The sequence below is a fragment of the Ochrobactrum vermis genome (assembly GCF_002975205.1).
Lineage (GTDB): Bacteria > Pseudomonadota > Alphaproteobacteria > Rhizobiales > Rhizobiaceae > Brucella > Brucella vermis.
Genome location: NZ_PCOC01000002.1, coordinates 835679 through 855047 on the forward strand (window position 1 = coordinate 835679; position 19369 = coordinate 855047).

Genomic DNA, 19369 nt, shown 5'->3' on the forward strand with positions numbered 1-19369 from the left:
CGTTTTTCGCGCAGTTTTATTCCCGTTTTGATGGTTTGAGAGGCAAAACAGCCGAAATCGCTGTTTTGCCTTAATTTCATTCGGGCGTTTTCAGAACACCGAAGCGCCTTCGTCGGCCCGCCCGGCGATCTGCCGGAAGGCGCGGAACAATTCGCGTCCCATGCCATGTTCGTTGCCGGAAAGATCAGGGCGGTCTTCGCCACGATCATTCAGCAGCATCACATTGACGAGAACTTCCAGAGTGCCATTCACGGCATCCAGACGAATGACATCGCCGTCGCGGATCTTGCCGATGGCACCGCCGTCAAGCGCTTCCGGCGTGACATGGATCGCGGACGGAACCTTGCCTGATGCACCAGACAAACGACCATCGGTGACAAGGGCGACACGCTGGCCACGATCCTGCAAAATACCCAGAACCGTCATCAGCTTGTGCAGCTCCGGCATGCCGTTGGCTTTCGGGCCCTGATAGCGGACCACGGCGATGAAATCGCCGGTCAATTCGCCAGCCTTGAACGCCGCCTGCATTTCGGCCTGATCGTTGAACACCCTGGCGGGTGCTTCGATGACCTGACGCTCCGGCTTCACGGCGGAAACCTTGATGATCGCATTGCCAACATTGCCGGTCAGAACCTTGAGGCCCCCGGTCGGCTGGAAAGGAGCATGGATCTTGGCCAGCACTTTGTCGTCGCCGCTTTTCTCGGGCACTGGCTCGCGTATGACCGTGCCATCGACACCCAGCTTCGGTTCAATGGCGTAAGGACGCAGACCTTCGCCGAACACGGTGCGCACATCTTCATGCAGGATGCCGCCATCGAGCAATTCGCGGATCAGGAAGCCCATGCCGCCTGCGGCATGGAAATGGTTCACATCGGCAAGCCCGTTCGGATAGACACGCGCTAGAAGCGGTACCACATCCGAAATCTCGGAAATATCGTGCCATGTCAGCTTGATACCGGCGGCAGCTGCCATGGCGATCAGATGGATCGTATGGTTGGTCGAGCCGCCGGTGGCATTGAGACCGATGACGCCATTGACGAAGGAACGTTCGTCCAGCATTTCGCCGACTGGCGTATATTCATTGCCGCAGGCAGTGATCGCCAGCGCGCGCTTGGCGGCTTCGCGGGTCAAGGCGTCACGTAGCGGCGTGCCCGGATTGACGAAGGACGCGCCCGGCAGGTGCAGGCCCATGATTTCCATCAGCATCTGGTTGGAATTGGCGGTGCCGTAGAAAGTACAGGTGCCGGGACCGTGATAGGACTTCGATTCCGATTCCAGCAGCTCAGCACGCCCGACCTTGCCTTCCGCGTAAAGCTGGCGGGTCTTGGCCTTTTCGTCATTGGGCAGGCCGCTGGTCATCGGACCGGCAGGCACGAACACGGCAGGCAAATGGCCGAAGGTCAGCGCGCCGATAATCAGGCCCGGCACGATCTTGTCGCAGACGCCGAGATAAACGGCGGCATCAAACATGTCGTGCGAGAGGCCGACGGCAGCGGCCATGGCGATGACTTCACGCGAGAACAGCGACAGCTCCATACCTGCGAAACCTTGCGTAACCCCATCGCACATGGCAGGCACACCGCCTGCAACCTGCGCAACACCGCCCGCTTCGCGCGCAGCCTGCTTGATGAGCTGCGGAAAGGTCTCGAACGGCTGATGCGCCGACAGCATGTCATTATAGGCGGTGATGATACCGAGGTTCAGCACTTCATCGCCGATCAGCGCAGCCTTGTCGTGCGGGCCGCAGGCGGCGAAACCATGCGCGAGATTGGCACAGCCCAGAACAGCGCGTTTTGGCTTGTTGGATGAAGCCTCGCGCACACGGCCAAGATAGGCGTCGCGGGTTGGCTTGGACCGTTCGCGAATGCGGGCGGTGATTTCCTGTATGCGTTTATGAGCGGACTGCATGGGCATGGGTATCACCTGTGCCAATCTGGCTTGAATCGAATTTAACTTGTCCAGTAAAGCTGGATCGGTGTGCGCGCATGATGGAAGACAGCCCGCACGGGCATTTCGTTCTCGTCATCGCCGGAGAGTGCCTTTTCGAGCGTTGCCTGCTTGGCAGCGCCTTCGATATGCAGAACCAGCATTTCGGCGTCGGCGATAATGGGAAGGGTCAAGGTCAGACGCTTTTCGCCTGCGCCCTCGGCATGAATGGGCAGGACGAGCGCCCGCGTTGCCGGATCGATCGCCTGATCGAGCCGGTCGGCACCGGGAAAGAAGGAGGCGGTATGACCGTCATTACCCATACCAAGCACCACCACGTCGAACGGACGGCGCAATGCGTCGATGCGGCTGGCAGCAGCAAGCGCTGCTGTTTCAGCCGTCGCCGCCGGATTATAGAGGCCAACGAACTTGGCCACGCCCGCATGATCGCGCAAAAGATGCTCGCGCACCAGCTTTTCGTTGGAACGCTCGCTTTCCACGGGCACGAAACGCTCGTCAACGAGGGTGATCGTGACGAGGTTCCAGTCGATCATCTTGCGGGAGAGCACTTCGAACAGCTTTAACGGCGTGGTTCCGCCGGAGACGGCCAAGGTGGCCTGTCCCCGTTCAGCAATGGCGGCATTCAGCTTGTTCGCAATGGCTTCCGACAGTGCCTGCGCCAGTTCCGTTCCGCTGGTAAAATCATGCCGTTCGATGCTCATTCCATCCCTTTCCATGCAAAAAACTAGAGGCTTTCGTGCCATGTGCGCCCGTCACGCTCGATAAGCGCGATGGACGATGATGGTCCCCATGTTCCTGCTGTGTAGCCCTGCACAGGCTGGCTGTTCAATTCCCATCCCTGAAGGATCGGATCGACCCAACGCCATGCGGCTTCGACTTCGTCGCGACGCATGAAAAGGGTCTGGTTGCCGCGCACCACATCCATGATCAGCCGTTCATAGGCATCCGGATTACGCTCACTGAAGGATTCGGCAAAGCTCATGTCGAGCGGCACGTGACGCAGGCGCATGCCGCCCGGACCCGGATCCTTGATCATCAGCCACTGCTTCACACCTTCATCGGGCTGCAAGCGGATGACGAGCTGGTTGGCCATGACCTTGCCAGCGCTTTCGCCGAAGATGGAATGCGGGATCGGCTTGAAGGTCACGACGATTTCCGAAACGCGGGTCGCGAGGCGCTTGCCGGTGCGCAGATAGAACGGCACTCCGGCCCAGCGCCAGTTGGCGATTTCGGCTTTCAGCGCCACAAAGGTTTCCGTGTTGCTGGTTTCGCTTTCCAGATCCTCCAGATAACCGCGCACCGGGCCGCCAGCCGAAGCGCCGGCGCGATACTGGCCGCGCACTGTCACGTCTTCGACATTGGAATTGGTGATCGGTTTCAGCGAGCGCAGAACCTTGACCTTTTCGTCATGAACGGCATCCGCTTCAATCGATGAGGGTGGCTCCATTGCAACCAGGCACAGAAGCTGGAGAATATGGTTCTGCACCATGTCGCGCAGCGCGCCTGCCGTATTGTAGTAACCGGCGCGGCCTTCAAGGCCAACGGCTTCAGCGACGGTGATCTGCACATGGTCGATATGGGCGGAATTCCACAGTGGCTCATAGAGCGCATTTGCAAAGCGCAGCGCCATCAGGTTCTGCACGGTTTCCTTGCCCAGATAGTGGTCTATACGGAAAATCTGGTCTTCGCGGAAAACGTTGCCCAGCGTATCGTTGAGCGTCATGGCGGATTCGAGATCGCGTCCGATCGGCTTTTCGACAATGATGCGGGTGTCGCGGGTGATGAGCCCATGGCTTTTCAGGCGGGTGGCAATGTCGCCGAACAATGTCGGGCTGACCGCGAGGTAAAAAGCGCGAATCTTTTCCGGCTTCTTGCCGATCAGGGTCTTGAGAGCGTCCCAGCCTTCTTCGGACTTGGCGTCAACGGCAACATAGCTGACACGCTTCAGAAATTCATCGACCTGCATCTCGTCGACTTCGGCAGGCTTGACGTGCTCATGAATGGCATCGCGTGCGAACTGCCGGTACTCGTCATCCGTCATGGCACTGCGTGAAGCGCCGATGATGCGCGTCGGGTCGGTGAGCTGACCTGCACGCTGACGCTGATACAGTGCCGGGATGAGCTTGCGTTCGGCAAGATCGCCGGAGCCGCCGAACACGATGCAGTCGAAAGGCTCTACCGGAATAGTCTGGCTGGTCATCTATCGCTCTCTTCTTTTCTTGCGCAAATCAGTCTGCCTGTGGGCAGCATGCGATTTTCGCGCAGCCTTTGTCTATTATCTAATCGATTTAAATTCAACAGTCGCAACGAGGCTTTCGCGGAAAATTGAAGAAATGACACGCTTTACCCGTCTTTCCCGACAGGTTAACCGCAAATGCACACATGACATGTTCATCATAAGGCCATATTGGGACGATCAATCGCGTTTCAAGTGATTTGAGGACGGACAGGATTAGCAGGACATTGCCAAAGGAGAATGACATGAAGAGGCTGCAGGATAAGGTCGCAATCATCACCGGTGCCGGTTCGGGGTTCGGTTCGGGCATGGCGCGACGATTTGCAGCCGAAGGTGCCAAGGTTGTTCTCGCCGATGTGAACGTGAAGCGTGTCGAGGATGAACTTGCCGATATCGGCAAGAGCGGCCTTTCCGTGCAGGCGGATGTTTCGCGCAAGGACGATATGGAACGCGTGGCGCGCACCGCCTTCGAAGCGTTCGGCCGCATCGACATCATGGTCAATAATGCCGGTTTCACGCATCGCAACATGCCGTTGACGGAAGTGACGGAGGATAGTTTCGATCTGATCGCCTCCGTGAATATGAAGGCACTTTATTACTCGACCCAGATTGTTGTGCCGATCATGGAGCATCAGGGCGGGGGCGTTATCCTCAATACAGCTTCGGCAACGGCACTGCGCCCGCGCAAGGGGCTCGTCTGGTACAGCGCATCCAAGGGCTGGATCATCAGCGCGACCAAGGCAATGGCACTGGAACTTGCGGACAAGAATATCCGCGTGAACTGCATCTGCCCGGCTGAAAGCGACGGTGAAGCACTGAAACTGTTCCTGGAGGAAGACACGCCGGAAGCGCGTCAGGCACTGAAAGCGACCATTCCTCTCGATCGGTTCTCGACGCCGGAGGATGTGGCGGAAGCAGCACTCTGGCTGGCCTCGGACGCCGCCTCCATGGTGACGGGGACGGCATTGAATATCGATGGCGGCTACTCCATCTGAGATTGCGGCTCTGGCGGCCTGCAAATGGCGTTGTTTTGCGCTTCCGGTGCTCATGTACCTAAAAGTACACTCCGCTCCGGTTCTCAAACTCCACCATTTTCGACACGCCATGGCCGAAATCTACCGAGCTAGCTGTTGGCTTCGGCAAGGAAGTCATCAAATATGGCTTCCAGCCGCCGGTGCCGTTCACCGGCCATGAGTTTTCCGGTTTCCGTCTTGAAGCCGGAGGCGAGGCCGAACAGTTTGGTGCGGAAATGGTCGAGCGCGAAGCGCTTGTCATCCAGTGGGCGGTTTTCGGCATGCGGGTCGCGCCAGTCGTAAAGCGCACTGCCCATGCGGCCAGCAATGTAGAAACATCGCGCAGCGCCAATGACGCCGATAGCATCCAGCCGGTCCGCATCCTGCAGGATTTTTGCTTCTGTCGTGACAGGCTCGATATTGGCCGAAAAGCTGTGCGCCTCGATGGCATGGGCGGCAAGGCTGACGCGCGCTTCATCCCAGCCAAGACCGCGCAGCAGCACTGATGCCTTCTCCGCCGCCAGACGTGAAGCGCGGTTTCTATCGGGCGAATTCTTCTCCACGCTCACGCAATCATGCAGCAGGGCTGCGGCGCAAAGCACTTCGGCATTGCCGCCTTCCTGACGCTGGATCGCGGCGGCATTTTTCCAGACGCGGGCAAGGTGGGACAGGTCGTGTGACCCGTCCTCGCCATGTTCGAGCGCGTGGGGCAGAAGCCTTTCGGCAAGCGTTTCGAAAGGCGCGAAGATATGTGCTGTCATCTGGTTCTGGCCTGGCTTGGGGATTCGGAAGATGGCCGAAATTATCGGTTCTTGCGCAGGACGGTCCAGTTATAAAATGCGCCGATAGCCATGATCAGGCAGGTGCCGAGAAACACGGAACGCATGCCGAAATGACCGCCGACAAAGCCGCCAGCCACCGGTCCCACGACCTGACCCACATATTGCGCCGAGACGGAATAGCCCAGAATGCCGCCCGCCACACGGTCGGGGACATTGTGCCGGATGACGCTGGTGATGCAGGGCAGGAGACCGCCCAGCGCCAGTCCCATCAAGAAGCGCAGGCCGATCAGTTGCCAGGCTTCCGTCACGAAAGCCTGTGGGATCAGCAGCAGCGCGGAAACCGAAAGCGCCCCGATGATGACGCGTGTGTGGCCGATGCGGTCGGCGAGGCGACCCATCCGTGAGGAAGACATGATGCTGCCGAGTGCAGCAGCAGCCATCACCACGCCAGAAATCAGCGTCACTTTCGTCTGGTCGCCCATCAGTTGGATCACATAGACAGTGATGATCGGTTCAATCGACATATTGGCGAAAAGCAGCAGCATACCCGTCACCAGCATCGCGATAACCGGCTTTCTGTCAGGGATGGCCGCCCAGATGGATTCCGCTTTCTGCTCCTTGGTCGGCTTTGGCGGTTTGCGCTCTTCACGGATCAGGAAAGTCGTAGCGAGGAAGGTCAGGAAGATCACGCCGCCCGCCAGCCAGAAGGTTGCGCGGATGCCGATCAGCGGCGGCAGTGCGCCGCCGAGCAATGGCCCTGCGAGATTGCCCGCCATGATGCCCGCCGAAAGCGCCCCCAGCGCCCAGCCGGTTTTGTCCTTTGGCGTCTGCGTGGCGACGAGGATCATCGAGCCCGACGAATAGCCGCCCGCAATGCCGACAAACAGACGCAACGCTACCAGTTGCCAGACGCTCGTCACCATGCCGATCAGCGACATGGCGATGGCCATGCCGAGGCTGGCGCGGATCAGCATCAGCTTGCGCCCGTAACGATCGCCGAGCCTGCCCCACAACGGCGCGACGAAGGCTGCTGCCAGAAAGGTCGCGCCGTAAGCGATGCCCGACCATTGCACGATGGCAGCGTGATCGCTGACGCCGAGCTGCTCTACATAAAGCGGCAGAAAGGGGAGGAGAAGCGACATGGCAATGAGCGTTGTGAACGAACCGATGAGGCAGATCAGCAGGTTCTGCTTCCAGTAGCGGTCGTGATTTTCTTCGACGGTGATGTTTTCCTGGCGGGCTGCGGCGACGGTTTCATCGCTGGCAGCGGCTTGGGCGGTGCTCATGTCATGTCTCGCGATTGCAATGTATTCCATTTTGGGATACCAAAACGGTATGCATGCTTGCGCCTGCTGAAACGACTTGTCAATCGTGCGCAGCTTTAAAATGGAGAATGGTCGCCGATGTCACAGATGAGGCAGGTTGAAACTCAGCTTCGCGATATGATCCTCGGTCTGGAACTGGGGCCGGGCGAACGTTTGACCGAGCGCTGGATCGAGGCGCAATTTGCTGCCTCACGCACGCCGATCCGGGCGGCGCTTCTACGGCTGGAGGCGGAAGGGCTGATCTGCCGCGAAGGGCGCGGCTGGACGGTTTCGCCAATCAATCTCAGCGAAATCGAGCAGATCGGTGTCTATCGCGAAGCGCTGGAAATTGCCGCGTTAAAGCTGACTTGCGCGCTTGAAGATCGCAGCGGCGTGGAGCCGATTCTGGCGATGCTGGACAGTTGCGATGCCAAAACCTCGCGAGAGGAATGGCACCGTATCGGAATGGATTTTCATATCGAACTGGCGCGGCTGTCCGGTAACGAGTTTCTCAGCCGCGGCGTGCGCGATGCCATGCAGCGCCTTTCACGGGCACGCTGGCTGGAGGTGCGGGACGAGGCGGCGCTCGCCCGCGCCTGGGGCGAACACCGCGCCATTCTCGACGCGGTACGCGAAGGGGATGCCGACAAGGCGACGGCGTTGATGAGCGCGCATCTGGACGGAAGTCGCAGCCGTCTCGTCAGCAATCTGCATGAGGACCGGCGTGGCCTCAAAGCGCGGGGCTTTGCGGTCATCAGCGCCTGAAACAGTCATCACCATTCGGGCAGCTTATGGCCGTCACGTGAATAATATTGCGTGCGTCCATCCGTGATGCCGATATCCCGCAGGAGATATTCGGGCGAATGTTCGGTGATGACGATATGAGCGCGTTTGCGCGAAAACAGGCGGGAGAGCAGCGCGCTCCAGCCGCTGTTTGTCGCATGGCTGATGGCGGGTGCTGTGGCGGTTGTGCAGGCAGAACCGAGGTTTTTCATGATCTCACCTATCGAATGAAGCGGCTGTGGGAGGCAGTCGCTCGTTAAATCCTGCCTATAGGTATGCGCCCGAAAACCTTTGTTTTCCAATCGAACCTCGATTAGTATGCATAAGGAGGACTTATGCATAATGACGACAGCGCTTCCCCCTTTATCGGCCATTCGCGTTTTTGAATCCGCCGCCCGCCATGCAAGTTTTACCCGCGCTGCGGAGGAGCTGGGCATGACGCAGGCTGCCGTCAGCTATCAGATCAAGATATTGGAGGAGCGCGTCGGCGCGCCGCTGTTTCTGCGTATGCCGCGGCAGGTGGAGCTGACCGAACTTGGCAAATGTCTTGCGCCCGCGATCACGGAAGCGTTCGAGACGATGCGCAATGCCTTCGCCAGCCTGCGGGAAGATGCGGAGGGCACACTGTCGATCAGCGTTCTCGCCACATTTGCCGCCAACTGGCTGGCACATCGGCTTGGCTCGTTCCAGATGCGGCATCCGTCGCTCGCGGTCAGGCTCGATACGTCCGACAGCGTGATCGATTTCGCGACGACGAATGTCGATATCGCAATCAGGAGCGGTTTCGGCAAATGGCCGGGGCTGGAAGCGCATCAGCTCATCAAGGCGAGTTTCACGCCCATGCTGAGCCCCGCCTTGGCGGCCACCATCGGCGGGGTAAAGGAGCCTGCCGATCTGCTGCGGCTCAAGATAATCGACGCGAGCGACCCGTGGTGGAAGATCTGGTTCAAGGCAGCGGGTATCGAAAACCCGCAAATGCAGGGCAATTCGCAAAACCGGCTGGGAGCGCAGCATATTGAGGGGCGGGCGACAGTCGCGGGGCAGGGTGTCGGCATTCTGACGCCCACTTTTCACCAGATAGAAATTGCCACCGGCCAGCTCATCCAGCCATTCGACATTCTATGTGACGATGGACGCGCTTATTGGCTCGTCTATCCCAAATCGCGGCGCAACACGCCAAAGGTCCGCGCGTTCAGGGAATGGATATTGAGCGAACTCGACTGCGGATAGATAGCAACGTCAATCTTTCGATACGGCGAGGAAAACCGCATGCTGGGCATCATATGCGCGCTTGAAGGCCGGTCGGGCTTCCCCCCGCGCCACATAGGCCGCAAGGTTCGGGTAATCGTTCAACATGCCTGAACTCTTCAGCCTTCGCAGCACGGTCACCATCATAAGATCACCGGCACTGAAGGCACCGTCGAGCCAGTCATTGTTGCCGAGACGGGCAGAAAGTGCGTCCAGCCTTTTGCGGATATAGGCCTCCACGATGGGCAGACGCTGCTCGTGCCAGCTCTCCTGCCGCTCTACAAAACCGGCTCTTTCCCGCTCGAGGATTACCGGCTCTATAGTGCTCTGTGCGGCGAACATCCATGTGATGGCGCGCGCGCGTCCATTGGCGTCATCCGGAAAAAGGCCGGGGCTCTGCTCCGCGATATGCAGCACGATTGCGCCGGTTTCGAACAGCGCCAGATCGGCCTCTTCATAGGTGGGTATCTGCCCGAAAGGTTGCAGATCGAGATGCGGACGGGTTTTCAGTGCCTCAAACGAAACGAGGCGTACATCATATTGCTGCCCAGTCTCCTCCAGTGCCCATCGAACGGGCATGTCGCGCGCCATTCCCCTGCCGCGATCAGGTGAGTTTTCAAAGGCGGTAATGATGGGGCGTGCCGGACTGTCGCTGTTGGCAGGCACATTCTTCATGATGGCTCCTCCTTATTGCCGCACGGGTTGCCCGCAAAGTGCGATGCAAACCATGTGTCAGTTCAGTTGCAGTCTGCCGCCGCTTCTCCTGAACCAGCAAGTCCTGTTATGGCTGGGCGAAATTTCCATGTAAATAATACCGACCAGTTGGTATGTTGTCAATGTGGGAGGGGTGGGAAAGATTGAGGAAGATGGAAGATGAAAGATGAAGGAGCAAAGGTCGAAGGAGGAAGTGGAAACCGAGAAGGCGGACGGTGGAGGATGGGGCTGGCAGGGGAAGGGCGGGAGGAGAACGGAAACCGAGAACGAGCCCGGCTGGGATTTTCATGCGCCAGGAAAACGCCATATCCTATAGCTTTCTATGCATCTCTTTTCCCATCGTATCGGGATCAATCCAGCGGATTGGTTCTTGAGGGGAGGCGGTTCCCATTTTTGAGCGGTACAGCAACGCTTTGGGTGTGGGGCCGCGAAGCTGTGCTTCATCGCACGAAAGCCACAATATCAGGCTTTCAAATTTTTTTCCGCCAAATGTCACATTCGGCATTGCTGTCTCGTCATGTCTATCGAACCCCTTGAACCGAAAGGAACGATACCATGATCCCTCTGCTCAACCCGTTCAATGTTGCACCTACCACGATGAAATCCTGGATGAATGCTTCGATGACCATCGCATCCAGCCTTGAAGGAAGCCTGATCGAGCTTGTCAAAATCCGTTCTTCGCAGATCAATGCCTGTGCCAATTGTATCAATATGCATACGCTTGAAGCACGCTCTCTGGGCGAGACCGAACAGCGCATTTATTTGTTGTCTGCATGGCGCGAAGCACCGTGCTACTCTGAGCGCGAACGTGCGGCTCTGGGATGGGTCGACGCGCTGACCCGCCTGTCACAAGGCCACGATCTGGCAGATGCCCGCACTGCCATGCAGGCACAGTTCACCGAGGAGGAGCAAGTGAACCTTACGCTGATGATCAACATCATCAATGGATGGAACCGCATGGCTGTTGGCTTCGGCCTCTGGTTCGAACCGGAAGCCAAAAAGCCCGTAGTAAAGGCAGCCGTCTGATGGTCGACATATCCTCGCAAAGCGATGCAGCCGACAGCTTTGATCCGCTGCGCCCGAAACTGATCCGCGTTGCCTATCGTATGCTGGGCTCGGTCGCCGATGCGGAGGATATGGTGCAGGAGGCGTTCATCCGATGGATGAGCGCCGACCGCAGTGAGGTGCGTGAGCCGGAAGCCTTTCTGCGCCGCACCGTTACCCGCCTGTGTCTTGATTTTCTGAAATCCGGGCGCAACCAGCGCGAAACCTATTTCGGGCCATGGATTCCCGACCCGGTTGTCGAAGAGGAAGCGGATGACGACGTCACCCTTCCGCTCATGCTGGCGCTGGAGCGTCTTTCACCGCTGGAACGCGCCGCTTTCCTTTTGCACGACGTCTTCGGGCTGGATTTCGACGAGATAGCGAAGACCATCCAGCGCGATGCCGCCGCCTGCCGTCAGCTCGCGGCACGCGCGCGCAAGCATGTGCGCGAAGAGCGCCCGCGTTTTCAGGTGGACAAGCAGCGCGGGCTTGAACTGGCGCAAGCCTTCTTCACGGCGTCGCGCAGCGGCGATATGAACACGCTTGGCGCAATGCTGGCGGCCGATGTGAGTTTTCACGCAGATGGTGGCGGCAAGCGCCCGGCTTTCCCGAAGCCTGTTTTCGGCTTCGACGAGGTGATGAAAACCAACGAGAAACTGGCAGGCTATTTCAGCGGCAACCGGTCGAAATTGCTGCGCATAGTCTTCATCAATGGCTTGCCCGGCTTCATCACACGCGAAGCTGATGGAGAAATCCAGACGACGGCGCTCGACATAGAAGACGGCAAGGTTGTCGGGATCTATGTCGTGCGCAATCCGGACAAGCTGAAGCATCTGCATTGAACGGGGATGCTATATGTTCTCCAGCATGTCTCCCAAACCCGGTTTCCACTTTTGGGAGACGTGCTTTACCCGATGAGATAGCGGCAAAGGCCTGCCGCACCGATGCCGATCAGCACGGTTGGCAGCATGGAAAAGCGCGTCGCGGCGAAGATCGTGATTGCAAGCGCGATCAGGTCCGCTGGCTTGTCCGAAACGAAATCGGGTGCGATGACCGAAATCAGGACGCAGCCGGGCGCTGCTTCCATCACTGCCGTTGCACGCTTGCTGAGCGTGCGGTTGCGTAGCAACACATAGCCACCGATACGCGTAAGATAGGTGACACTTGCCATCAAAACGATGGTCAGAACGGCTAACGGATCGATCATTCTTCACCTGCCAGCAGATAGGCTGCAACGAGACCGGACAAGGCACCGGCGGCGACATACCAGGCGCCGGGAATGGTGAGATAGGTCAGCGCGGCCACCACAAGGCTGACCAGCCATGGGCGTGCAGCGGCAAAACCTTTCCACATACCAGCGAGCAGAACCAGAAACACTGCCGGAAATGCCATGTCGAAACCGTAGGGGCGCAGGTCACCCATCATCGGGCCAAAGGCGGCGCCCAGCGTGGTGAAGACAATCCAGGCAAGATAGAAAGGAATGGCCACACCGGCATAGAAGGTGAGGCTCAATGCCGGATTGACGCCCTTCGACTGGCGGCGTTTCGCATCGGCAAGGCCGAGCGCCCAGCTTTCGTCGCACATCAGAAACAGGCTCGCAAAAGCCTTGCGCTTGGGAAGATGGCGGATGAAGGGTGCCAGAGCTGCCCCCATCAGCAGATGACGGCTGTTGACCAGAAAGGTAATCGCAACAATCAGCAGGACATGCGGCGGAGAAGTCCAGAGCTGGATGGCCGCAAATTCCGATCCGCCCGCAAAGTTCAGTCCGGTCATCATGGGGACTTCGATGACGCTCAGGCCCTTTTGTGCGGCCTGCGCGCCCAGAACCAGTGCATAGGGAATAATGCCGAGCAGTACCGGCAGGCCGGCAGCGGCCCCGCGACGGAATTCCGAGCCGCGCCCGGATCTGCTTTCCTGCGGCACATAGGCCTGTGAAATATCCATAAAATTCCCGTTGACCAACCGGTAGCTGGTTGCCCCTTGCTCAGTCTCTTGCGTGTTTGCTTGAGAAGTTTCGCTAGTATAACCAATCTCGTGAGCAATTTGGTTGCAAATTATGTTTGTATGCATCATTATTTGGCAGAAAATGCCAAAAGTATCGGCATAAATGGAATTGAGCGCCAATGAAGCTGGATGAGATCGATAAGCGGATTTTGCGTGTGCTGCAACGCGACGGCCGCATTGCCAATAACGATCTCGCACGCGAGGTCGGCCTGTCACCTTCGCCGTGTCTGCGGCGGGTGAAACTTCTGGAAGAGGCCGGCGTGATCGACCGCTACGTCGCGGTGCTGAACCCGGCCAAGGTTGGCAAGGGGCTGACTTTCTTCACGCGCATCCGGCTGGACAAGCAGGACGAGGAAACACTGCAGACCTTCGCCAAGGAAATTCTGAAACTGCCGCAGGTGCTCGAATGCTATTTCATGCTCGGCGATTATGATGCGATGATCCGGGTGGTTGCGGCTGATATTGAGGATTATCGCCGCTTCCAGTCGGAATATCTGAGCCGGATCAAGGGCGTTCAGAACCTGAAGACCGACGTGCCGAGCCAGACGGTCAAGCAGACTTCCGAAATGCCCCTGTAGCCGCATTCGCAAGACGGACGGGCTTATGCGGCCTGATCCTTCGCGATCACCGGATGAGAACGCGCCAGCTCCTCATTGACGTGATCTGCAAGTTCGAAGAAGCGTCTGCGCACCTTTGAAGCATAGGGGTTGGCATGTTCGATGGCCTGAAACACTTCCGGGGCATCGTGGCGGACCATGTTAACCGCCTGCATCAAAAGGTCGAAGCTCTTCGTTGTCATGCGGGTCGGCAACGGCTCCATCTGCACCAGAACCTTGGCGATCAGATGCGTCAGTCCCTGGACCATTGCCGCCTCGCGGTCATGGTCTTCGGGTGTTGTCACGATGACATCGAGGGCGAGATGCTTTTTCAGGAAGGCTGCAACACGGCGAAATCTCGTGCTGCGCACTGGACAGACGGCAATTTTCAGGCCGGCAATGCCGTCGCGTGCGCTCTGCGGGCCGAAGAGCGGATGCGTGGCGACAATATCGACATGATCGGGCAGTCCGCGTCGCATGATGTCGGCGGGCCCGACCTTGACCGAGCCGACATCGAGAACAAGCGCACCGGGGCGCAGATGCGGCGCAATCGTTTCCACCACACGGTCAAGCGTCGCGACCGGGGTTGCCAGGATGACGATATCGCATAGGGCGACCTGTTCGATGGAGGTCAGGGTAACGCCATGCATCAGCGCCGTCTGTTCCAGGCCCGCTGCGGGATCGTAAGCATATAATTGGAAATACGGATTCAGGTGGCGGGCAATAAGCTGCCCGAATGCACCAAAGCCGATAATGCCAATTTTCATATGCTGATTGTTGTCGCGAGACATGGACTGACCTCTATATGGCCGCATGGCCAGAGGTGCTGTCCTTGAAACTCAACCGCTGGCAATGCAGCGGTTGAACTATGACAAAGCAAACCCGCCGCTATATGAGCGGGGCGTAATAAGACCGGGTGCTGATGAGTGCTTTGTTCATGCCGTCTAGCTATTCCTGCTTTCGGTAGATGTCAACAGACCATCTATTTCATATAGGCGCGAACCACGTCGACCAGTTCGCCTGCACCTTCGTCGCGCTCCTTTTGCGGAAGGGAGCCATCGGCAACATGCATCAGGATATGGTCTTCAATCACCTCCGCCATCAGCCCGTTGACCGCACCGCGTACGCCCGCGATCACCTGCATGACTTCCGCGCAGCCCTTTTCTTCTTCGAGCATGCGTTCCACACCTTCAAGCTGGCCGCGAATGCGGCGCACGCGATTGATGAGCTTCTGCTTTTCGCGAATGGTATGAGTCATGGGGGCCTTGGTCCTTCATGGCAATGTTGCGATTTTCAGGCGGCGCGCGCCTCCACCTCTACGGTCACATGCGACAAATCATGGATAGCTGCAAGCTTGTTCCGGTAATAGGATGGTGCTCTCGGCTCATCCGCAATGATCGAAACAATGGCGCCGTGATGGCCCGGTCCAAGTTGCCAGACATGCAGATCGGCAATCACTCCGCCTTCGCGGCCGATAATTTCAGCGATCTCCTCCGGCAGGTCTTCACCGTCCGGCAGATAGTCCAGCAGCGTTGAACCGGTGTCCTTTATCAAGCCCCATGACCAGTTTGCGATCACCAGTGCGCCGACAATGCCTATAGCCGGATCCAGCCAGAGCCAGCCATAAAGACTGCCCAGCAGAAGCGCCGCAATAGCAAGCACCGATGTCAGAGCGTCGGCGAGCACATGCATATAGGCTGCACGCAGATTCTGGTCGTGGCCGCCCGCATGATCATGATCATCGTGATGATGGCCGTGGTGGTGCGAATGGTCATCTCTGAGAAGCCAGGCACAGACGAGGTTGACGACAAGCCCGATGATGGCGACCAGAATGGCCTCGTGAAAATTTATGCTGACTGGTGCCGTGAAGCGCCAGAAACTTTCCCAGCCGATCAACAGGGCGATCAGCGCCAGAACGATGGCACTGGCAAACCCCGCCAGATCGCCGAGTTTGCCAGTGCCGAACGTGAACCGCGAATTATGCGCGTGCTTGCGTGCATAGAGATAGGCAAGGGCCGCGATCAGCATTGCCGCTGCATGGGTCGACATATGCCAGCCGTCGGCAGTCAGCGCCATGGAGCCATAGAGGTTGCCGGCTGTGATCTCGATTATCATCATCGCTGCCGTGATGGCGATCACGATCCAGGTACGCTTTTCGTTGCGCCGGTGATTTTCTCCCAGAAAGACATGCTCATGTCTGGAATTCAGGTGCTGGCCGGGATGATCCGTATGATGATGCGTGCTCATTGAAACAGCCTTTCTATTAGAATAGGGGGGTATACTATTTTCAAGAGGCGTACAAATCACACTTTCAGGAGTGGCTTAACCTCGATCAGCACGAACGCCCGCAGGCAACGCCTTTCAACGGCAGAAAAACTCACCTTTCGGCGTAGCGCCTACGCCTATTCGAGAAGGCTTTTGGCCTGATTGCGGCAATCTTTTCGGGGTCGCGATCAGATAAGATCGGAATCGTTAGCGTGCATCCCGAAAAGTGTGAATCGGTGTCGGGAAAAGATGCTCGTCAAACAAGACAATGGGCGCGGCAATCTGATTCCATCAGATCGAAATGCGCTCTGAATTGGGGCAAAGCATTGAAGCGCCGCTGATCCGCACAACACGGAACGACGCTTCAGTTTTTGAAGCTGCGCATCGTGCTTTGCTCGAAATCCACGCTGATTTTCAGGCCGGTGCCGTAACGAGAAGAGCGGAGGGATTCATGTCTTCAGAAAAGAACGGGCATTCGCCGCGCAGTCGTGCGCGACGGCATTTTCTGGGTCTTACGGCGGCCACTGCCGCCAAGGTTGCGGCATTGGGGGTCCTGGCTTCAACGGTGTCGTCACGTCCGTCACAAGCACTGGGCACCAAATGGTGGCATGGTGGCCATGGCGGTCACGGCGGCGGAGGTTCCGGCGCTAACTGCCTTTTGAAAGGCACACTCATCGAAACCCCCACCGGCCTTGTGGCGGTGGAGACATTGACCGTAGGCGATCTTGTGACAACGGCTCGGAGTGAAACGCGCCAGATCAAATGGGTGGGTTGGCAGAGTCATAGAAAAGGTGGCACGCAATGGGATGAGAGCGTGATGCCGATCCGCGTGAAGCGATTTGCCATCGACAGCAAAACCCCGCAGCGCGACCTCTATCTTTCACCCAACCACGCTCTGCTCATCGACGGCGTGCTGATCCGTGCGAAAGATCTGGTCAACGGGCAAAGCATAGCACGCATATCGATGGACAAAACTATCGACTATTACAATATCGTTCTCGACAGTCATGAAGCCGTGCTGGCGGAAGGGGCTGCCGTGGAAACCTATCTGATGCGCGGCGACAGCTATAAGAGTTTCACCAATTTTGCCGAGTATCAGGAATTATATCCGGAAGAAGCCAATATCATCATGCAGCCCTATGCGCCGCTCATGGGGTATGAAGGTGCCCGCCAGCACATGCATGCATTGTTGTGCATGAGTGGCATTCTTCCGCTGCGCGACGTGGTTGAGGAAACCTATCAGCGTCTGGCAGCGAAGACGGATGAAAGCGTAGCGTAAAATGGTGAATAGTACCGGGCGGTGGTAAGAAAGGCGGGGTGCTCATCGGCACCCCGCCTTTTTGATGTGGTCCGGTTAAAACTAGCCAGCTTCCGCTGTGCGCAGGAAGGATTTTCGTTCCGTTTCACTGCCGTTGATCTGACCTCGCAGTTGCAGAAGATCCTTCCGGCTGACCAGTCCGCAGAGTTTTCCTTCGCGCGTCACAATCGGGATACGTCCTCGATCTGTCGCGATCATCATGTCGGTGATGAACGCCACGCTATCGTCCTGATGGCCAACCGGCGTGGATGTATCGGAAATGGCGTCTGCAAGCGTCTGGCTGGATAGCTCCGTCTTTCGCTGCCATTCCAGAGCATCCGCACGCGTAACCACGCCGACAAGGACATGATTGCCGTCTATGACCGGATATAGCCGATGTCGCGCTGCTTCCGAGGCGAAGAAGGCGGAGGCTTCCTGCACGGTCATGCTTGCCGGAAGTGTGTCCACATTCGTCACCATGACTTCATGCACGCGGACGGATTCAAACGGACTGACGCCATATTCGCGCGTGATATGCTGTCCGCGCCGTGCAATTTTCTCGGTCAGGATGGAGCGCTTGAGCAGAAGAACCGTCACTGCATAGGCGGTTACCGTTGCCACGAAAACCGGAACGATCTGGCCGAAATCGCCGGTGACTTCGACGGCAAAGAAGGTGCCGGTCAGCGGTGCGCGCATCGTTCCGCCCATCATGGCAGCCATTCCGAGCAGCGCCCAGAAGCCCGGTTCTCCGCCGGGCATGATCAGGCCAAGCAGCCAGCCCATTGCTCCGCCGAAGATCAGAAGCGGAGCCAGAACACCCCCGGAAGTGCCCGATGCCAACGCACAGAGCCAGATTGCGCTTTTGACGAGCAGAACCACCAACACCGTGGTTGCCAGGAATTTATCGTTGAGGAAACCGTCGATGAGATCATAGCCGACGCCGAGCGCACGCGGCTCGATCAGACCGCCGATGCCAATGGCAATGCCGCCAATTGCAGGCCACCACATCCAGTGAATGGGCAAACGCTCGAATGCATCCTCCAGCTTGTAGAGAAGTGTCGTGAGCAACCCGGATTGCAGCCCGGCTACGATGCCGATCAGTGCACATGCGACTATCCCCCACCAGGGCAGGACCAGATGAAAATGGGTCTGAAACAGCGGGCCTGTTTCGAAGAACAAGGGGCGGTTTGTGTTGGCAACCGCAGCTGCAGCCGCAACGGGAATGAAGCTGCGGGGCTTCCACTCGAAGAGTAGCAGCTCGACGCCCAGCATCACGGCGGCAATGGGCGTGCCAAAAATGGCGGTCATGCCAGCGGCGGCACCGGCGACGAGCAAGGTTTTCCGCTCGGCTGAGCTCATCTGGAACAGTTGCGCAAACAGCGATCCGATAGCTCCACCGGTCATGATGATCGGACCTTCGGCGCCGAATGGACCGCCCGTACCGATCGAAATCGCCGACGAGAGCGGCTTTAGTATCGCCACTTTAAGCGACATGCGGCTGCCACCGATCAGGATGGCTTCAATCGCTTCCGGAATGCCGTGTCCGCGAATTTTCTCCGAGCCGTAACGTGCCATCAGCCCGATTGCCAGACCACCCAGTATGGGGATGAGGACGATCCAGACGGATGGTGAAAGATGCGCCAGCGTTGCCGGGTCAATGCTGGCGCGACCAAACCAGACAAGATTGGTGACGAGGGCGATCAGGCTCACGAGCACCCATGCGGCAGCGGTGCTGACGGCGCCGATGACAATCGCCATCGCGATCAGGAGCAGCATTCGCCTGTCGGCGGTGAAATCACCCGCAACGCGGCGCGCCACGCCACCGGTGAAATCGTGCGGTCTTCGAAACTCGTTTTGCCGGGCCATAGCAAACTCCTGTCTTCTTCGGCAAGGATACTGGTTTGGGGGACGAGCATCCTCAAATGGCTGGCTAGATATATCGTAATACGATATAAATCAATCGCCATCTTTGTGTTTGGGCAAGGGGCTTGCTATTGGGGAAGGGATTGCTGCGAAGCGCCTTTGGAAATGCCAGAATTGGCGCGGCATACGCAGATAAGCGGTGCATGGGAGAAGCGTGTTGTGAAAAGAAATCCGGATGCTTTGACACAAGCCGATTATCAGGCACTTGCGGAA

The 19369-nt window shown here is 57.9% G+C and carries 21 protein-coding genes; 7 read left to right on the forward strand and 14 right to left on the reverse strand.

Annotated features, from left to right (window positions below):
* Positions 1-90: 90 nt before the first annotated feature.
* From edd to zwf, 3 genes are read right to left on the reverse strand one after another with little or no spacing between them, the layout of a single operon-like run.
* The gene (edd, locus tag CQZ93_RS18215) at positions 91-1914 is read right to left on the reverse strand and encodes a phosphogluconate dehydratase (RefSeq protein WP_105544005.1); all 1824 of its coding nucleotides are present in this window, start codon (positions 1912-1914) and stop codon (positions 91-93) included.
* 35 nt (positions 1915-1949) lie between these two features.
* Entirely contained in the window at positions 1950-2648 is a 699-nt protein-coding gene (pgl, locus tag CQZ93_RS18220) for a 6-phosphogluconolactonase (protein ID WP_105544006.1), read from the reverse strand.
* 23 nt (positions 2649-2671) lie between these two features.
* A complete protein-coding gene (zwf, locus tag CQZ93_RS18225; RefSeq protein ID WP_105544007.1) occupies positions 2672-4147 on the reverse strand; it encodes a glucose-6-phosphate dehydrogenase in 1476 nt (491 codons plus the stop codon).
* 281 nt (positions 4148-4428) lie between these two features.
* Between zwf and CQZ93_RS18230 the strand changes: the two genes are divergently transcribed.
* The gene (locus tag CQZ93_RS18230) at positions 4429-5178 is read left to right on the forward strand and encodes an SDR family oxidoreductase (protein WP_105544008.1); all 750 of its coding nucleotides are present in this window, start codon (positions 4429-4431) and stop codon (positions 5176-5178) included.
* A gap of 128 nt (positions 5179-5306) precedes the next feature.
* Here the strand turns inward: CQZ93_RS18230 and CQZ93_RS18240 are convergent, their stop codons facing one another.
* Complete coding sequence (locus tag CQZ93_RS18240; protein ID WP_105544010.1) at positions 5307-5957, reverse strand: HD domain-containing protein; 651 nt, start codon at positions 5955-5957, stop codon at positions 5307-5309.
* A gap of 41 nt (positions 5958-5998) precedes the next feature.
* The gene (locus tag CQZ93_RS18245; RefSeq protein WP_105544011.1) at positions 5999-7264 is read right to left on the reverse strand and encodes a multidrug efflux MFS transporter; all 1266 of its coding nucleotides are present in this window, start codon (positions 7262-7264) and stop codon (positions 5999-6001) included.
* Positions 7265-7381: 117 nt separating this feature from the next.
* On the opposite strand from CQZ93_RS18245, the gene CQZ93_RS18250 reads away from it, so the two are divergent.
* The gene (locus CQZ93_RS18250) at positions 7382-8047 is read left to right on the forward strand and encodes a GntR family transcriptional regulator (protein ID WP_105544012.1); all 666 of its coding nucleotides are present in this window, start codon (positions 7382-7384) and stop codon (positions 8045-8047) included.
* A gap of 8 nt (positions 8048-8055) precedes the next feature.
* Here CQZ93_RS18250 and CQZ93_RS18255 read toward each other — a convergent pair whose 3' ends face one another.
* Positions 8056-8277, reverse strand: a complete 222-nt coding sequence (locus tag CQZ93_RS18255) for a hypothetical protein (protein WP_105544013.1) — start codon at positions 8275-8277, stop codon at positions 8056-8058.
* A 130-nt stretch (positions 8278-8407) separates the two neighbouring features.
* On the opposite strand from CQZ93_RS18255, the gene gcvA reads away from it, so the two are divergent.
* Positions 8408-9295, forward strand: coding sequence for a transcriptional regulator GcvA (gene gcvA, locus CQZ93_RS18260; protein ID WP_105544014.1), 888 nt, complete (start codon positions 8408-8410; stop codon positions 9293-9295).
* Between the two features lie 9 nt (positions 9296-9304).
* Here the strand turns inward: gcvA and CQZ93_RS18265 are convergent, their stop codons facing one another.
* Positions 9305-9988: a glutathione S-transferase family protein gene (locus tag CQZ93_RS18265; protein WP_105544015.1), complete on the reverse strand. Its 684-nt coding sequence runs from the start codon at positions 9986-9988 to the stop codon at positions 9305-9307.
* A 349-nt stretch (positions 9989-10337) separates the two neighbouring features.
* On the reverse strand, positions 10338-10532 hold the full coding sequence (locus CQZ93_RS26420) for a hypothetical protein (protein WP_146114471.1): 195 nt from the start codon (positions 10530-10532) through the stop codon (positions 10338-10340).
* 50 nt (positions 10533-10582) lie between these two features.
* On the opposite strand from CQZ93_RS26420, the gene CQZ93_RS18270 reads away from it, so the two are divergent.
* The gene (locus tag CQZ93_RS18270; RefSeq protein WP_105544016.1) at positions 10583-11053 is read left to right on the forward strand and encodes a carboxymuconolactone decarboxylase family protein; all 471 of its coding nucleotides are present in this window, start codon (positions 10583-10585) and stop codon (positions 11051-11053) included.
* Positions 11053-11913 (forward strand): sigma-70 family RNA polymerase sigma factor, encoded by an 861-nt coding sequence (locus tag CQZ93_RS18275; protein ID WP_105544017.1) that lies wholly within the window; start codon positions 11053-11055, stop codon positions 11911-11913. The genes CQZ93_RS18270 and CQZ93_RS18275 overlap by 1 nt, the downstream gene beginning before the upstream one ends.
* Positions 11914-11978: 65 nt before the next feature.
* On the opposite strand, the gene CQZ93_RS18280 is transcribed toward CQZ93_RS18275, so the two are convergent.
* Together CQZ93_RS18280 and CQZ93_RS18285 are read right to left on the reverse strand one after the other, a co-directional pair.
* Positions 11979-12278 (reverse strand): AzlD family protein, encoded by a 300-nt coding sequence (locus CQZ93_RS18280; protein WP_105544018.1) that lies wholly within the window; start codon positions 12276-12278, stop codon positions 11979-11981.
* Positions 12275-13015 carry an AzlC family ABC transporter permease gene (locus tag CQZ93_RS18285; protein ID WP_105544019.1) on the reverse strand — a complete coding sequence of 247 codons (741 nt, stop codon included), beginning with the start codon at positions 13013-13015 and terminating at the stop codon, positions 12275-12277. The genes CQZ93_RS18280 and CQZ93_RS18285 overlap by 4 nt, the downstream gene beginning before the upstream one ends.
* 179 nt (positions 13016-13194) lie before the next feature.
* Between CQZ93_RS18285 and CQZ93_RS18290 the strand changes: the two genes are divergently transcribed.
* Positions 13195-13653 (forward strand): Lrp/AsnC family transcriptional regulator, encoded by a 459-nt coding sequence (locus tag CQZ93_RS18290; protein ID WP_061346941.1) that lies wholly within the window; start codon positions 13195-13197, stop codon positions 13651-13653.
* 23 nt (positions 13654-13676) lie between these two features.
* Here CQZ93_RS18290 and CQZ93_RS18295 read toward each other — a convergent pair whose 3' ends face one another.
* The 3 genes from CQZ93_RS18295 to dmeF all read right to left on the reverse strand — a co-directional run bounded on the left by CQZ93_RS18295 (position 13677) and on the right by dmeF (position 15918).
* Entirely contained in the window at positions 13677-14462 is a 786-nt protein-coding gene (locus CQZ93_RS18295; protein ID WP_105544020.1) for a prephenate dehydrogenase, read from the reverse strand.
* 191 nt (positions 14463-14653) lie between these two features.
* Positions 14654-14929, reverse strand: coding sequence for a metal/formaldehyde-sensitive transcriptional repressor (locus CQZ93_RS18300; protein WP_105544021.1), 276 nt, complete (start codon positions 14927-14929; stop codon positions 14654-14656).
* A gap of 35 nt (positions 14930-14964) precedes the next feature.
* Positions 14965-15918 carry a CDF family Co(II)/Ni(II) efflux transporter DmeF gene (gene dmeF / locus CQZ93_RS18305; protein WP_105544022.1) on the reverse strand — a complete coding sequence of 318 codons (954 nt, stop codon included), beginning with the start codon at positions 15916-15918 and terminating at the stop codon, positions 14965-14967.
* A 469-nt stretch (positions 15919-16387) separates the two neighbouring features.
* On the opposite strand from dmeF, the gene CQZ93_RS18310 reads away from it, so the two are divergent.
* Positions 16388-17215 carry a Hint domain-containing protein gene (locus CQZ93_RS18310; RefSeq protein ID WP_105545204.1) on the forward strand — a complete coding sequence of 276 codons (828 nt, stop codon included), beginning with the start codon at positions 16388-16390 and terminating at the stop codon, positions 17213-17215.
* An 81-nt stretch (positions 17216-17296) separates the two neighbouring features.
* Here the strand turns inward: CQZ93_RS18310 and CQZ93_RS18315 are convergent, their stop codons facing one another.
* Positions 17297-19099 (reverse strand): chloride channel protein, encoded by a 1803-nt coding sequence (locus CQZ93_RS18315; RefSeq protein ID WP_105544023.1) that lies wholly within the window; start codon positions 19097-19099, stop codon positions 17297-17299.
* Between the last annotated feature and the right edge of the window lie 270 nt (positions 19100-19369).

Coding starts and splice junctions, on each gene's coding strand:
- edd (WP_105544005.1), bottom strand. CDS start 1,914: ATGCCCATGCAGTCCGCTCATAAACGCATACAGGAAATCACCGCCCGC.
- pgl (WP_105544006.1), bottom strand. CDS start 2,648: ATGAGCATCGAACGGCATGATTTTACCAGCGGAACGGAACTGGCGCAG.
- zwf (WP_105544007.1), bottom strand. CDS start 4,147: ATGACCAGCCAGACTATTCCGGTAGAGCCTTTCGACTGCATCGTGTTC.
- CQZ93_RS18230 (WP_105544008.1), top strand. CDS start 4,429: ATGAAGAGGCTGCAGGATAAGGTCGCAATCATCACCGGTGCCGGTTCG.
- CQZ93_RS18240 (WP_105544010.1), bottom strand. CDS start 5,957: ATGACAGCACATATCTTCGCGCCTTTCGAAACGCTTGCCGAAAGGCTT.
- CQZ93_RS18245 (WP_105544011.1), bottom strand. CDS start 7,264: ATGAGCACCGCCCAAGCCGCTGCCAGCGATGAAACCGTCGCCGCAGCC.
- CQZ93_RS18250 (WP_105544012.1), top strand. CDS start 7,382: ATGTCACAGATGAGGCAGGTTGAAACTCAGCTTCGCGATATGATCCTC.
- CQZ93_RS18255 (WP_105544013.1), bottom strand. CDS start 8,277: ATGAAAAACCTCGGTTCTGCCTGCACAACCGCCACAGCACCCGCCATC.
- gcvA (WP_105544014.1), top strand. CDS start 8,408: ATGACGACAGCGCTTCCCCCTTTATCGGCCATTCGCGTTTTTGAATCC.
- CQZ93_RS18265 (WP_105544015.1), bottom strand. CDS start 9,988: ATGAAGAATGTGCCTGCCAACAGCGACAGTCCGGCACGCCCCATCATT.
- CQZ93_RS26420 (WP_146114471.1), bottom strand. CDS start 10,532: ATGCCGAATGTGACATTTGGCGGAAAAAAATTTGAAAGCCTGATATTG.
- CQZ93_RS18270 (WP_105544016.1), top strand. CDS start 10,583: ATGATCCCTCTGCTCAACCCGTTCAATGTTGCACCTACCACGATGAAA.
- CQZ93_RS18275 (WP_105544017.1), top strand. CDS start 11,053: ATGGTCGACATATCCTCGCAAAGCGATGCAGCCGACAGCTTTGATCCG.
- CQZ93_RS18280 (WP_105544018.1), bottom strand. CDS start 12,278: ATGATCGATCCGTTAGCCGTTCTGACCATCGTTTTGATGGCAAGTGTC.
- CQZ93_RS18285 (WP_105544019.1), bottom strand. CDS start 13,015: ATGGATATTTCACAGGCCTATGTGCCGCAGGAAAGCAGATCCGGGCGC.
- CQZ93_RS18290 (WP_061346941.1), top strand. CDS start 13,195: ATGAAGCTGGATGAGATCGATAAGCGGATTTTGCGTGTGCTGCAACGC.
- CQZ93_RS18295 (WP_105544020.1), bottom strand. CDS start 14,462: ATGTCTCGCGACAACAATCAGCATATGAAAATTGGCATTATCGGCTTT.
- CQZ93_RS18300 (WP_105544021.1), bottom strand. CDS start 14,929: ATGACTCATACCATTCGCGAAAAGCAGAAGCTCATCAATCGCGTGCGC.
- dmeF (WP_105544022.1), bottom strand. CDS start 15,918: ATGAGCACGCATCATCATACGGATCATCCCGGCCAGCACCTGAATTCC.
- CQZ93_RS18310 (WP_105545204.1), top strand. CDS start 16,388: ATGTCTTCAGAAAAGAACGGGCATTCGCCGCGCAGTCGTGCGCGACGG.
- CQZ93_RS18315 (WP_105544023.1), bottom strand. CDS start 19,099: ATGGCCCGGCAAAACGAGTTTCGAAGACCGCACGATTTCACCGGTGGC.